This window comes from Blautia glucerasea, from assembly GCF_013304385.1.
Taxonomy (GTDB): domain Bacteria; phylum Bacillota; class Clostridia; order Lachnospirales; family Lachnospiraceae; genus Blautia_A; species Blautia_A ammoniilytica.
Map to the genome: position 1 here is coordinate 46,528 of NZ_JAAITU010000010.1, position 13,496 is coordinate 60,023.

The window sequence follows — 13,496 nt, forward strand, 5'->3', positions numbered from 1 at the left end:
TATTTATGGGCAAATCATATAGAGAAGAGCTTGTGGGTGTATTTGGGTGTCCGATCGACGAGAACCCTACAGTAGTAGTAGCAGAGGCAGCATTTAAAGACCTGGGGATTCCTTACCGTTATCTTACCATTCTGGTAAAACCGGAAGATCTTGAGAATGCAATGAAAGCACTGCCAGCATTGAATATGAAAGGTATCCATCTTACCATTCCACATAAAGTGGAGGTATTAAAATATCTGGACCATGTGGCTGAAGATGCAGCCATTATGGGCGCTGTTAATACCGTATGGGTAAAAGATGGTGAATTATATGGCGAGAACACAGATGGTAAAGGATTTATCAAATCCCTTCAGGATGAAAATGTAGAGATGAAGGGCAAGAAAGTTATGATGCTGGGAGCTGGAGGAGCCGGCCGTGCCATCGCAGTGGAGCTTGCAAATGCAGGTGCAGAGACGATCCTTATTGCCAACCGTCCAGGTTCTGGCAGAGGAGAGGAACTGGTAAAGCTTGTAAATGAGAAAACATCTGCCAATGCAAAATACATTTGCTGGGATCATACCCTGGATGTTCCGGAAGATGTGGATATTCTTGTAAATGTTACAAATATCGGCCTGTATCCGAATGTAGATCAGAAACCAGATATTAATTATGCTACCGTAAAGCCTGAGATGGTAGTATGTGATGTGATTCCAAACCATCCACATACAATGTTCCTGAAAGAGGCTGAGAAGAACGGTGCAAAGACTATTGATGGCCTTGGCATGTTGGTTAATCAGGCTGTGATCAGTTTTAAATTCTGGTCCGGCCGTGACTGTAATGCAAAGGTTATGAAAGAGGCACTGGCAAAAGAATACGGAGTAGAATTAGAGGATTGATATGGGAAAATTAAGTGATAAAGAAAAATATGACATTCTCTGCAAACAGGAAGAGGAGCTTCGATTTGAGCATTTTGATAATGATGATGCATGGAAGCTTGGAAAGATTCTTGTGAAAAAGGCAAAAGAGGATAAGCTACCCATTGCAATCGATATTCAGATCAATGGGTATCAGGTTTTTAGGTATGGGTTTGCAGGAACCAACGGATTTAATGAGATCTGGCTTCAGAGAAAGATCAATTCTGTAAACATGATACACAGAAGCACGCTGCGAATTCATTATATGAAGTCTGTAGGGCAGGATGATCTGTTTGTCGATGGACATCTGGATCCGGATGAGTACAGTATGATGGGCGGCGGATTTCCTATCTATGTAAATGGTGTTGGTGTAGTAGGCGTACTTTCAGTATCAGGACTGGAACATCACGAAGATCACAATACTGCAGTATATGGGATTTGTAAATTCCTGGGCAAAGAGGTTAAGCTGATCCACGCAGAGTCATAAGAGAATGCCGGGGAAGATGCTGACAGCAAGGGATTGGCATTATTAAACATAAAGGAGAAGACACAGACATGGGAGACAAAGTATATCTTGGAAATGACACAGCAGGCTATTATCTGAAATCAAAATGTATCGAGTATCTGGAAGGAAAAGGGATTCCTTATGTAGATTGTGGATCTGATGATAATCCGGATATTGAGGCAACCCGTTATCCGTTTTTTGCAGCAAAGGTGGCAAATGCAGTTCGTTCCGGCGAGGCAAGATGCGGCGTACTGATCTGCGGAACCGGTATCGGTATCAGCATGGCAGCAAATAAATTTAAAGGCATCCGTGCAGGTCTATGCAGTACACAGTATCAGGCTGAGATGACCAGACGTCATAATAATGCAAATATTCTGTGCATGGGTGGAAAGACCATTGGTGAGTGGGAAGCTATTGAGATGCTTGAGATTTTCCTGAACACCCCTTATGATGGCGGTTTCCATGACGGATCTCTGGATCTGATAAAAGATATTGAGAACCTTACCATGAATGACGAAGTATGGAATGAAGAGCCAAGAAAGATTTCCACAGGTCCTTTAGCAGACGCAGAAATCTTTGATAGAAGCAAGGGTTGATGATATAGTTATTGATCGGTAAAGGGCATGCCAAGTATATTGGGTGCCCTTTTCATAAAATTAGAAATAATCTGGAGTGAAGATATGTCAACATTAAAAGACGTAGCTGAGATCGCCGGGGTTTCCGTAAGTACCGTATCTTATGTTCTGAGCGGCAAGAAAACAGTTCGTCCGGAAACGCTGAAAAGGATACAGGATGCTATCAAGCAGGTAGATTACTGTCCCAATCTTCTGGCCAGCGGTTTAAAAACAAATCTATCAAAAACCATAGGGGTTGTGATGTGGGATATGCAAAACAATTATTCCATTGAAGTGCTTCGTGTGATGGAAGATACAATCTGCAAGTACGGCTATTGTATGATCGTATGTGATTCTGATCAGAGCCCTGAAAAGGAAAAAAAGAATCTGCGAAGACTGCTGGCTCGGAATATTGACGGTCTGATCCTGATGGGTAGTGGAAACAACGTATTATCCAGCTACCGGAACGCACAGATACCGATTGTCTGTATTGATCGTGCGGCTGACGAAGCATTTCTTACTGTGCAGTCAGACAGTATTGCAGGTGGGCAGATGGGAACAGAATATCTTCTTTCCAAAGGCCGCAGGAAAATTTTGTTTTTAGGATATGACCTGGATTTCGATTTTTCAAGGAAAAGGCTTCTGGGGTACAAAAAGGCAATGGAGCTTGCCGGTTTATCTGATGAGATTCATTATGAAATTCTGCCAGAGCGTTCCGTTAAATGCGCAATGGACAGGGTGGAGAAGCTTTTGCAGGATAAGTTTGATTATGATGCAGTGTTTGGCTGCGTGGATTATTATGCAATTGGTGCAATGAATGCACTGATCAAACATGGGTACCAGGTGCCAGAACAGGTGTCTATACTTGGGTTTGATGGCAGCGACATGGGGAAGCTGTCTATAAAAGAGCTGACAGCGGTTGCCCAGCCCAAACAGGCTTTGGGAAAAGCAGTTGTTGAGTATCTGATGCGACTGATCCGCAAGGAAAAGATACAGGAAAAATGTGTTCTTATGGAACCATATATTATTGAAAGAGAAACCTGTTAAAATAGCTTGTAAAAATCATTAAAAATTTTTTTACTTTAACTCTTTTTTAGTGTAAAGTGATGAAATACGCAAAAAAGCATTGACAATTGAATTGTTTGAGACTAAAACAATGGTAATTTTTACATCAATTGTATCTTATCTGGTAACTGTAAGGGCATTGAGCCGTTATCTTACCTGTATGATACAGAGGGGAGAAAGACAGATGAATACATTAGTTATTGTTTTAGTTGCTGCAGTTTTGTTAGTTGCTGCTTATGTGTTGTACGGACGCTGGCTTGTCAACAAATGGGGGATTGATCCGAAGGCAAAAACACCGGCGCGTAAATTTGAAGATGGACAGGATTATGTCCCAACAGATGGATGGACTGTTTTCAGTCATCAGTTTTCCTCTATTGCAGGTGCAGGGCCTGTGACAGGTGCTATCCAGGCTGCTGTATTTGGCTGGGTACCGGTGCTTTTATGGGTGCTGATCGGAGGTATTTTTTTCGGTGCAGTTACTGATTTTGGTGCCTTGTATGCAAGTGTGAAGAATGATGGCAAATCCATGGGACTCCTGATTGAAAAATATATCGGAAAGCTGGGGAGAAAGCTGTTTCTGCTTTTCTGCTGGCTTTTCACATTACTTGTAATTGCTGCGTTTGCAGATATGGTTGCAGGTACTTTTAATGCTTATGTTGTTGCGGATGGTGTTGCATCTCTTTCAGATGCAGCCAGGACAAATGGAGCTGCCGGAACGATTTCTCTTCTGTTTATTGGATTTGCAATGATTTTCGGTTTGATTCAGAAAAAAATGAATTTCCATGGCTGGAAAGAAACTGTAACCGGGCTGATCTGTACAGTTGCTGCACTGGCCATTGGTATGATGCTTCCCATAATAGCAGGGAAAGATACATGGACTTATATTACATTTGTATATATTTTCTTTGCTGCTGTATTACCTATGTGGCTGTTAAAACAGCCTCGTGACGCGATGACTACTTATATGTTTATAGGTATGATCGCAGGTGCAGCTCTGGGACTGCTGGTAGCACATCCTTCTATGAACCTTCCAGCATTTACTGGATTTCACAATGATGCATTGGGAGATATGTTCCCGATTTTGTTTGTTACAGTAGCCTGTGGTGCAGTTTCCGGATTCCACAGTCTGGTTTCTTCCGGTACATCCTCAAAAACAGTTGCCAACGAAAAGGATATGCTGAAGGTGGGATATGGTGCAATGGTACTGGAAAGTCTGCTGGCTGTGCTGGCTCTTTGTGTAGCCGGTGCTGCAGCATCTGCAGACGGCACTCCGGCAGCAGGTACGCCATTTCAGATTTTTTCCAGTGGAGTAGCAGGCTTCTTTGAAATGTTTGGCGTGCCGGTTTACGTGGCACAGTGTTTTATGACCATGTGTGTATCTGCGCTGGCACTGACAAGCCTGGATGCAGTTGCACGTATTGGCCGTATGAGTTTCCAGGAACTTTTTAGTACGGATGATATGGAGCATGCAGAAGGATGGAGAAAGCTTTTCTGCAATAAATATTTTTCAACGATCCTTACTTTGGCAGCAGCTTTCGTTCTGACAAGGATCGGATATGCAAATATCTGGCCATTATTTGGATCTGCCAATCAGCTGTTATCTGCACTGGTGCTTGTCACCTTGTGTGTATTTATGAAGGTTACAGGAAGAAGTAATAAGATGCTGTTTCCACCGCTGATCATCATGCTTCTGGTAACCGGCACTGCGCTGGCAGAGCGGACGATTGGTCTGGTGAAGGCAATTGCAGCAGGTTCTGCTACTTTTCTGGTAGAAGGGCTCCAGCTGATCATTGCCATACTGCTGATCATTCTTGGACTTACTATCGTGATCAATTCTCTGAGAGCCTACTTCGCATCTCGGAAGAACTCAGAAAAAGCATAACTATTTAGTATCCTCTGAAATTTTCAAATCCCCGGGTTGTTGCAGGCCTGGGGATTTATACGTTGACAGGTTCCGAAAAACGGGAGTATACTAACACTGTCTTTACAATAAAGACAAAAGTAACTGTTTTATATCATTACAGTTACATACAAAATACTTTTACATTTCCAGGAGGACGGAGTTATGAAGAAAAACAACAGTATTCAGACAGTTGTAGCTGTTGGTATCGGTGCAGCACTGTTTTTTGTGCTGGGACGTTTTGTTGCGATCCCAAGTCCGGTACCTAACACAAATATCAGTCTGCAGTATGCAGTACTGGCATTACTTGCTGCTATGTACGGACCATTTGCAGGCGGACTGATTGGATTCATTGGTCATACATTGATTGATTTGTCATGGGGTGGCAGCCCATGGTGGAGCTGGGTAATTGCATCCACATTTGTTGGTATTGTAGTTGGCCTGTTTGCTAAGAAGCTGGATATCCAGGAAGGTGATTTTGGCAAGGGCAAGATTGCCACATTTGCAATTTCCAATATTGTTGCACATTTGGCAGCTTGGATCGTAGTAGCACCGGTTCTTGATATTCTTATTTATGCAGAGCCTGCCAACAAGGTTTTTGCACAGGGCGCATTTGCTGCTGTCGCTAATATCCTTACAGCTGTGATCGTAGGTATCCTGCTTGTGATCGCATATACCAAGACCATTGCAAAGAAAGGCTCTTTGGATCAGGAATAATCAGACAGAGCGCTTCGTAAAAATCAGAAATACTAATTTTAATCGGTTTTGTAACTGTGAGTGCAGGGAATAACTGCACAGATTTCAAGAAGAAAGCTTTTCCACATTCTTTAGGGGTGTGGAAGAGCCTTTTTTATGTTATAATCAAATATGTTATGTTTGAATCATTTAACTGAGGTATATACATATGAGGGAACTGAAGAAACCTATTATTTCATTTAAGGATTTTTCCTTTCAGTACAGGGCACAGAAAAAGCCTACACTGACCGGAATCAATCTTGATATTTATCCTGGCGAGAGAGTCTTGATCGCCGGTCCTTCCGGCAGTGGTAAAAGTACGCTGGCATCCTGCGTGAATGGTCTGAATCCATTCTCAAATCCAGGAAAGTGCACTGGAAGTCTGATGGTAGATGGTGTGGATGCACCAAACAGCAGTATTTTTGAACTTTCTGCACATGTTGGTACTGTGCTCCAGGATCCTGACGGACAGTTTATCGGTCTGACAGTAGGGGAGGATATTGCATTTGCATTGGAGAACAGCTGCACCCCACAGGATAAGATGCACAAGATCACAGAACATGTGGCGGACCTGGTAGGGATCCGGCAGCATCTAGAGTATGCGCCCCATGAATTATCTGGCGGTCAGAAGCAGAGAGTTTCTCTGGCTGGTGTGATGGTGGACAGAGTAAAGATCCTTTTATTTGATGAACCACTGGCCAATCTGGATCCGGCTACTGGCAAGCAGGCGATCGAACTGATCGATGAGATCCAGGAGAAGACAGATACTACAGTGCTGATCATTGAGCACAGGCTGGAGGATGTTTTGTGGCGAAATGTGGATAGGATCGTTCTGGTAAATGAAGGGAAGATCCTGGCGGATATGCATCCAGATGAACTGCTTGCCACCAACCTTTTGGCGGAGAATGGGATCCGTGAGCCTTTGTATGTAACCGCCATGCGGTATGCGGGGGTTCAGATCACACCACAGAAGAGGCCTTCTCATGTGGATCATACAGTGCTTGACGAACAGGACATCCGGAAGATTTCTGACTGGTTTGAATCCAGACCACAGCCACAGTCAAATGAAGATCCGCAGGTTCTGCTGCAGGTAGAGGGACTGAATTTCGGATATACAAAAGAGCGGCAGACACTGCATAACGTAAGCTTTTCTATTGGAAAAGGGGAAATGATCAGCATTGTAGGGCAGAATGGCGCAGGGAAGTCTACACTGTCCAAGGTGATCTGCGGCTTTGAACAGGCAGAGAAGGGCAAGATACTTTTTGAAGGACGGGACATTACCGGAGAAAATATCCGGAAAAGAGCTAAATATATTGGATATGTAATGCAGAATCCTAACCAGATGATTTCTAAGAATATGATTTTTGATGAGGTTGCCTTGGCACTTCAGGGAAGTGGTATGGATCAGGCGCAGATCAGGGAGAAGGTGGAGTCTACCCTGAAGATCTGTGGCTTATATCCTTTCCGAAACTGGCCGGTTTCTGCATTAAGCTTTGGACAGAAGAAGCGGGTGACTATAGCAAGTGTGCTGGTGCAGGATCCAAGACTGATCATCCTGGATGAGCCTACGGCAGGCCAGGATTTCAGACATTACACGGATATTATGGAATTTTTGCGGGGACTGAACCGACAAGGTGTAACTGTGATCATGATCACCCATGATATGCATCTGATGCTGGAGTATACACCAAGAGCCCTGGTGTTTTGCAACGGACAGCTGATCGCAGACAGAAGTGCGGCAGGGGTTCTTTGTGATTCGGAGCTGATACAAAAGGCAGCATTAAAGGAAACCAGTCTTTTTACATTAGCGAACCGGTGTGGGATCACTCCAGCAGAAGCTTTTGTAGAACGATTTATAGAGACGGACAGGGAGGTGCGCAGTCATGGCTGCTAAGACAGTATTAAATTATCTTCCCAGGGAAAGTGTGGTGCATAAGCTTACAGGTACCACCAAGCTGGCATTTTTTCTTCTGTTTACTTTTGCAAGTATGATCACCTATAATACATGGGTACTTTTAGGACTTTTGGCGGTTAGTCTCTTTGCTTTTAAACTGAGCCGGATCCATTTTCGGGAAGTACGGTTTATGATGATCTTTATGCTGGTATTTCTCCTTTTGAATAATTTGTTTATTTTGCTGTTTGATCCTAACCAGGGCACCACATTGTATGGGACCCGCCATGTGCTTTTTCACTTGTTCTGGAGGTATGATATCACCCAGGAGCAGCTGTTTTATATGCTGAATATTTCTCTGAAATATTTTGTGGCACTTCCGGTGGCGATTTTGTTTATTTCTGCTACCAATCCAAGCGAATTTGCGGCCAGCCTGAACAGCATTGGTGTTTCCTACAAGATTGGATATTCTGTGGCAATTGCCCTCCGCTATATTCCGGATATCCAGAGAGATTACCACAGTATCAGCCAGGCACAGCAGGCCAGAGGCGTTGAGCTGGGAAAAAGCGAGCCGTTTTTTGCCAGACTGAAGAATTCTGTCAGTATTCTGATGCCGCTGATCCTTACCAGCCTGAACCGGATCAATACCATTTCCAATGCTATGGAGCTAAGAGGCTTTGGAAAGGATAAAAAGCGTACCTGGTATATGAAGCGTCCCTTTGCACGCAGGGATTTTGTGGTCCTTGCCCTGGGGGTTGTGCTGTTTGGAATCAGCCTTGGCATTACCCTGCGTTTTGGACGATTTTATAATCCTTTCAAATAAGAGATGATCTAAAGGATATCTTAAGGAAAAATTTGTAACTGTGAGGATAATTACTGAGTACTTACAATAAATGTTTTTATTACACGGAAAACCTGTTCTACAGAAGCAGACATGTTTGCTTTGGCATTTTCAGTATCCATAGCCTCTTCCAGGGAGACCGGGGATCTGAGAATCGGGAAGAATGCGTCAATACCGGACTGATTGCAGACGGCAGCATCAGGCGTTACGCATCCTGAAAAAGCCAAAACAGGTTTTTCGTATTTTTTTGCCATTTGTGCCACACCTTGGGGGGCTTTGCCCATAACAGTTTGTGCATCCAGACGGCCTTCTCCGGTCAGGATGATATCTGCGTCTTTGATATAATCTTCCATGTGTGTTTCTTCCAACACGATCTTGATCCCGGATTCCAAAGAAGCATTCAAAAAAGTACGAAAAGCAAAGCCCAGGCCGCCTGCAGCACCGCAGCCTGGGTAGTCTGGGTCTGCATTCGGATACATTTTACCGGCAAGGCTTGCAAAATGTGCCAGCCATGGATCCATAAGAGCGATCATTTCGCTGTCTGCACCCTTCTGGGGTCCGAAAATGGCACTGCATCCTTCAGGACCGCAAAGTGGATTGGTCACATCACAGGCAATGCGAAAGGTACATTCTTTTAATTCTGGAAGTGCATGGGTATTATCAATGGTTTTCAGAAGGGAAAGCCCCTGGGCTCCATAAGGGATAGGATCCCCGGAAGCATCCAGAAAATCAAAGCCTAATGCCTGCAGCATCCCCACACCACCGTCATTGGTGGCACTTCCTCCAATACCTATGATAAACTTACGGCAGCCTTGTGAGATTGCATCCAGGATCACCTGACCTACACCATAAGTGGTTGTATGCAGAGGATTTTTTTCTTTTCCATGTACTAGTGTGATGCCTGCAGCACCTGACATTTCAATCACGGCAGTGTGGGCGGCAGGAAGGATACCATAGCGGCAGTGAGCTGGTTTTCCGCCTGGACCGATCACTGTGACAGTACGAAAAGAGCCACCCATACCTTCTGTGATGGCAGTCACTGTGCCTTCGCCGCCATCTGCAAGAGGGCGGATACAGATATCAGCATCTGGAAAAACTTTTCGGATACTCTGGGCAGCTGCGATACCGGCTTCCTTAGAAGTCATACTTCCTTTAAATGAATCAATGGCAATTACAAGCTTCATGGTCAGATCTCCTTTTCTTGGGCTTACGAATCAAATCTTACTTTTGTTTATATTTTATCAGTTTTATCGCGTGAAAAAATGGTATAAATAATAAAATATGGTTTAAAAAACAAGAAATATATGTTATAAAGAACATATAAATTTATAAAAGCACAATGAGGGGGAAAACATGGAGATCATTGACAGGGAAACAGCCCAGTATATTGTGGATACAGTAAAGAGTGTATGTGGAAAAGATATTAATTATATTGATGCAAGGGGGATTATTATTGCCAGCACAGATCACAGCCGGGTAGATTCCTTTCATGAGATCGGCTATCAGGTAGTGACCCAGGGAGATACAAAAGAAGTTTCAGGCGATGAAAGCTTTTGGGGCGTTCAAAAAGGAGTAAATCTTCCGGTTTTTTATCATGGAAAAGTGATTGCTGCAGTAGGAATCAGCGGCGATGTGGAAGAGGCAAGAAAATATGCAGCTTTGGCACAGAAAATCACCACGATCCTTTTGCGGGAAAGAGAATTGGAAGCCAGAGGCAGCCAAAAGAGATCCAAGATCAGTTATATGCTTCGGACATTGATCAGGCAGGACATCACAGACTATACAGAGCTGAAAGCTTTTTTCAAAGAAAATGGGATTAGGGAATCTGGAAAGTACAGGATGGCTTTTGTAAATGTAAGGTCAGATGTTTTTGCGGAAGGCATGACCAACCCGGTGCTTCGTGTTTTTGAAAAGATCAGTCCTTGGTATACATATGAATATCCGGGAGAATATGTATTATTGTTGAAAGAAAGCGATACAGGCAAAGCTATTCGCTTGCTGCAGGAACTGACCAGGGTTCATGAAGCAGAGATTACTGCAGGGATGGGAATGCTCAAGGAACTTTCCCATATTTCTCAATCCTGGCAGGAGGCAAGGATGGCTCAGAGAAGTGTGCAGGGCCGCAAGGGATTCTGCTTGTATGAAGAACTGGGATTTGAAATGCTTCTGGGAAATGTATCTGAAAAAGTGAAAACTCAGTATATAGCGAAAATTCTGCAGGGTCTGGCATCGGAGGATCTTCAAATACTGAAAGTCTATTACAGCCAGGATATGTCTTTGCAGAAAACCTGTGAACTGCTGAATATGCATAAAAATACTCTTCAGTACCGGCTGAACCGTATCCGGGAGATTTGCGGATATGATCCGAGAAGGTTCAGGGATGGGGTTTCATTATATACAGCTGTGCGCATGCAGGCAGAAAAAGATGAAAAACAGAAAAATGATTTTTAACAAATTGAACACATTTTTCCCACAAAGTAAACACAAATAACCCCTATACTGTGAAACATCAAAAGGAAATGAAGCAGATATTAAAGAATGCAACAGATCATTAAAGAATAAAACAGACGATGAGTCTTTAAGGAGGTATATATCATGAAGGATTTTAATGAACTGAATGAGATGGATGAAATGAATGAGAATGAAAATAACAAAAAGGCAGAAAAGAAAAACCAGAAAAAGAAAATGGTGAAGAAAGGTTTAAGCATCAGCCTTTGTGCAGTGCTTGCAGGAGGACTTGCAGCAGGCTCTTATCACGGATTTAATTATCTGAATAACTGGAATACAGCAAGCAATGTACAGGCAGCGGAGAGTGGTGATACACTTACTCTTCTGAAAGCTAAGAAGTCAAGCTCCGATGATTCTGACAAAAAAGATACAGCATCTGCAGGAAGTATGGATGTATCTGCAATTGTAGAGCAGGCAATGCCTTCTGTAGTATCCATCAGTACCAAGTCTGTACAGGAGGTACAGGATTATTACGGAATCTTCAGCCAGTACGGATATGCACCACAGGAGAGAGAAGTTGAAGGCAGCGGTTCCGGTATTATTATCGGGAAGAACGATACAGAGCTTCTGATCGCAACCAACTACCACGTAGTGGAGGGCGCAGATACATTATCTGTTGGTTTTGTTGATAACAATGCTTATGAAGCAAAAGTAAAAGGATATGATAAGGCAAATGACCTGGCAGTTGTATCCGTATCATTGGATGATATTTCCGATGATACCATGGATGCAATCTCTGTTGCAACCATCGGAAGCTCCGATGATCTGAAGGTTGGCGAGCAGGTAATTGCTATTGGTAATGCACTTGGTTATGGACAGTCTGTTACAACTGGTATTGTCAGTGCAAAGAACCGCAGAGCAAATTCTGATTATTCCCAGCAGACGGTTCAGAGTGATGAAGAAGATAACCAGAGCGGTATCAATCTGATCCAGACAGATGCAGCAATCAACCCTGGTAACAGTGGCGGTGCTCTTCTTAACATGAAGGGTGAGGTTGTTGGTATCAATTCCGCAAAGCTGGCATCTACTGAGGTTGAAGGTATCGGTTATGCAATTGCGATCTCTGATGTTACAGATGATATTGAGAATCTGATGAATGCGAAGACAAGAGATAAAGTAGAGGGAAGCCATGGCGTACTTGGCATCAGCGGACGTACAGTCAGTGATGAAGCAAGCCAGTATTATGGTATTCCGGAAGGTGTTTATGTTGCAGAAGTAACGGAAGGCGGTGCTGCAGAGGCTGCTGGTATTAAGGAACAGAACATTATCACAAAGTTTGATGGCAAGACTGTTACTTCTATTGAAGATCTGGTAGATATGCTTGAGTATTACGAGCCAGAAGAACAGGTAGAGGTCACGATCGCAACACTTAGTAAGGGCGGTTACAAAGAGAGTACAGTAGACGTTACTCTTGGCTCCAGTGAGGACCAGGATCAGAGTAATGAGGATCAGGACAGCGATGTACAGAACAGTGATGATCAGGGCGATGATGTCCAGGGCGGCGATAACCTGTTTGATGATTTTGAACAGGGAGGCAGAAGCGGACTTCAGTTCGGTGATGGTGTGAACTAAGACTTTCTGAATTGAAAAGAATATGAAGCAGGTAAAGCACCTGGTATAAAATACCGCATCGGTTTCGGGAAAGGAAGCCGGTGCGGTATTTTTGTCGCCAGGCATCCGTAAGAAGCTGCCGGTGGCAGGTTCTGTAGGTGCAGAAGCGCATCAAATAAATGAATTGCTGTTTGTGGAAGAGTATAATATAATCGTATGATACGGAAATGGGAAGGGAGAACATTTGATGACAGATAAAATAGCATTGGTTTTTGATATTGATGATACATTATACCGCCAGATCGATTTGCTTCAGTCAGCCTGTGAAGAAGCAATGGGCGGTAAAAAGCTGCCGGATCCGGAACTGTTTTATCAGACTTTTGGGAAAAGAAGCTACGAAATGTTCCTGGAAAGTTCGGCTGGAAGAATGGAACTTCACCAGTCAAGGATATGCCGCATTATGAAAACAATGGAAGACCTGCAGATTCCTTTTACAGAAGAAATGGCAGAAGATTTTCAGCGCAGATACAAAGAAAAACAGCAGAACCTGAAGCTTTCACCGGCATTGGCGGAAATATTGGAAAGATGTAAATCTGCAGGGATACGGATGGGTGTGATCTCCAATGGTCCAGATCAGCATCAAAAGGAGAAATGTCATATTATGGGATTGGAACAGTGGATTCCAATGGAACATGTGCTGGTTTCAGAAGGAGTTGGATGCGCCAAGCCTGAAAGTGAAATCTTCCGGATGGCAGAACAGCGGCTGGGGATCACAGATGAGACTGTTTATATGATCGGCGATTCCTTTGCCAATGATATGGCAGGGGCAATGAATGCAGGATGGAAAACCATCTGGGTGAATTACCATGGGTATAAGCTTCCGGAAGGTGCAAAGAAACCGGATTATCAGGTGAAAACACAGGAAGAATTACGTAATGTGATCCTGGGATTAGGGGATCTGCGTACCTTTTAGCGTTTAATTATTATATAAAA

The 13,496-nt window shown here is 43.6% G+C and carries 12 protein-coding genes; 11 read left to right on the plus strand and 1 reads right to left on the minus strand.

All coding sequences use genetic code 11. The annotated features are described in order from the left end of the window. Nucleotides 1-5: 5 nt before the first annotated feature. From aroE to G5B11_RS05980, 8 genes are all read left to right on the plus strand, one after another. Nucleotides 6-875, plus strand: a complete 870-nt coding sequence (aroE, locus tag G5B11_RS05945) for a shikimate dehydrogenase (RefSeq protein ID WP_173727203.1) — start codon at nt 6-8, stop codon at nt 873-875. 1 nt (nt 876) lies between these two features. Next, complete coding sequence (locus tag G5B11_RS05950; RefSeq protein WP_158422124.1) at nt 877-1,380, plus strand: heme-degrading domain-containing protein; 504 nt, start codon at nt 877-879, stop codon at nt 1,378-1,380. Nucleotides 1,381-1,448: 68 nt separating this feature from the next. Further along, nucleotides 1,449-1,994 (plus strand): ribose 5-phosphate isomerase B, encoded by a 546-nt coding sequence (gene rpiB, locus G5B11_RS05955; protein WP_158422123.1) that lies wholly within the window; start codon nt 1,449-1,451, stop codon nt 1,992-1,994. A gap of 84 nt (nt 1,995-2,078) precedes the next feature. Beyond that, nucleotides 2,079-3,059 carry a LacI family DNA-binding transcriptional regulator gene (locus G5B11_RS05960; RefSeq protein ID WP_173727204.1) on the plus strand — a complete coding sequence of 327 codons (981 nt, stop codon included), beginning with the start codon at nt 2,079-2,081 and terminating at the stop codon, nt 3,057-3,059. Between the two features lie 202 nt (nt 3,060-3,261). Next, the gene (locus G5B11_RS05965; RefSeq protein WP_173727205.1) at nt 3,262-4,959 is read left to right on the plus strand and encodes a carbon starvation CstA family protein; all 1,698 of its coding nucleotides are present in this window, start codon (nt 3,262-3,264) and stop codon (nt 4,957-4,959) included. A gap of 183 nt (nt 4,960-5,142) precedes the next feature. Continuing rightward, a complete protein-coding gene (locus tag G5B11_RS05970; protein ID WP_173727206.1) occupies nt 5,143-5,694 on the plus strand; it encodes an ECF-type riboflavin transporter substrate-binding protein in 552 nt (183 codons plus the stop codon). 187 nt (nt 5,695-5,881) lie between these two features. Beyond that, nucleotides 5,882-7,606 (plus strand): ABC transporter ATP-binding protein, encoded by a 1,725-nt coding sequence (locus G5B11_RS05975; protein WP_173727207.1) that lies wholly within the window; start codon nt 5,882-5,884, stop codon nt 7,604-7,606. Next, the gene (locus tag G5B11_RS05980; RefSeq protein ID WP_173727208.1) at nt 7,596-8,426 is read left to right on the plus strand and encodes an energy-coupling factor transporter transmembrane component T family protein; all 831 of its coding nucleotides are present in this window, start codon (nt 7,596-7,598) and stop codon (nt 8,424-8,426) included. The genes G5B11_RS05975 and G5B11_RS05980 overlap by 11 nt, the downstream gene beginning before the upstream one ends. Before the next feature lie 50 nt (nt 8,427-8,476). Here G5B11_RS05980 and G5B11_RS05985 read toward each other — a convergent pair whose 3' ends face one another. Continuing rightward, nucleotides 8,477-9,628: a glycerate kinase family protein gene (locus G5B11_RS05985; protein WP_173727209.1), complete on the minus strand. Its 1,152-nt coding sequence runs from the start codon at nt 9,626-9,628 to the stop codon at nt 8,477-8,479. Nucleotides 9,629-9,797: 169 nt separating this feature from the next. Between G5B11_RS05985 and G5B11_RS05990 the strand changes: the two genes are divergently transcribed. The 3 genes from G5B11_RS05990 to G5B11_RS06000 all read left to right on the plus strand — a co-directional run bounded on the left by G5B11_RS05990 (nt 9,798) and on the right by G5B11_RS06000 (nt 13,476). Next, on the plus strand, nt 9,798-10,895 hold the full coding sequence (locus G5B11_RS05990; protein ID WP_173727210.1) for a CdaR family transcriptional regulator: 1,098 nt from the start codon (nt 9,798-9,800) through the stop codon (nt 10,893-10,895). 144 nt (nt 10,896-11,039) lie between these two features. Beyond that, nucleotides 11,040-12,524: a S1C family serine protease gene (locus G5B11_RS05995; protein WP_244092927.1), complete on the plus strand. Its 1,485-nt coding sequence runs from the start codon at nt 11,040-11,042 to the stop codon at nt 12,522-12,524. Nucleotides 12,525-12,750: 226 nt separating this feature from the next. Continuing rightward, nucleotides 12,751-13,476 carry an HAD family hydrolase gene (locus G5B11_RS06000; protein ID WP_173727211.1) on the plus strand — a complete coding sequence of 242 codons (726 nt, stop codon included), beginning with the start codon at nt 12,751-12,753 and terminating at the stop codon, nt 13,474-13,476. Nucleotides 13,477-13,496 lie beyond the last annotated feature (20 nt).

Bases quoted from the DNA above. Each gene is read 5' to 3' on its own strand.
- rpiB (WP_158422123.1), top strand. From the start codon at position 1,449: ATGGGAGACAAAGTATATCTTGGAAATGACACAGCAGGCTATTATCTG.
- G5B11_RS05980 (WP_173727208.1), top strand. From the start codon at position 7,596: ATGGCTGCTAAGACAGTATTAAATTATCTTCCCAGGGAAAGTGTGGTG.
- G5B11_RS05950 (WP_158422124.1), top strand. From the start codon at position 877: ATGGGAAAATTAAGTGATAAAGAAAAATATGACATTCTCTGCAAACAG.
- G5B11_RS05990 (WP_173727210.1), top strand. From the start codon at position 9,798: ATGGAGATCATTGACAGGGAAACAGCCCAGTATATTGTGGATACAGTA.
- G5B11_RS05985 (WP_173727209.1), bottom strand. From the start codon at position 9,628: ATGAAGCTTGTAATTGCCATTGATTCATTTAAAGGAAGTATGACTTCT.
- G5B11_RS06000 (WP_173727211.1), top strand. From the start codon at position 12,751: ATGACAGATAAAATAGCATTGGTTTTTGATATTGATGATACATTATAC.
- G5B11_RS05975 (WP_173727207.1), top strand. From the start codon at position 5,882: ATGAGGGAACTGAAGAAACCTATTATTTCATTTAAGGATTTTTCCTTT.
- G5B11_RS05960 (WP_173727204.1), top strand. From the start codon at position 2,079: ATGTCAACATTAAAAGACGTAGCTGAGATCGCCGGGGTTTCCGTAAGT.
- aroE (WP_173727203.1), top strand. From the start codon at position 6: ATGGGCAAATCATATAGAGAAGAGCTTGTGGGTGTATTTGGGTGTCCG.
- G5B11_RS05995 (WP_244092927.1), top strand. From the start codon at position 11,040: ATGAAGGATTTTAATGAACTGAATGAGATGGATGAAATGAATGAGAAT.
- G5B11_RS05965 (WP_173727205.1), top strand. From the start codon at position 3,262: ATGAATACATTAGTTATTGTTTTAGTTGCTGCAGTTTTGTTAGTTGCT.
- G5B11_RS05970 (WP_173727206.1), top strand. From the start codon at position 5,143: ATGAAGAAAAACAACAGTATTCAGACAGTTGTAGCTGTTGGTATCGGT.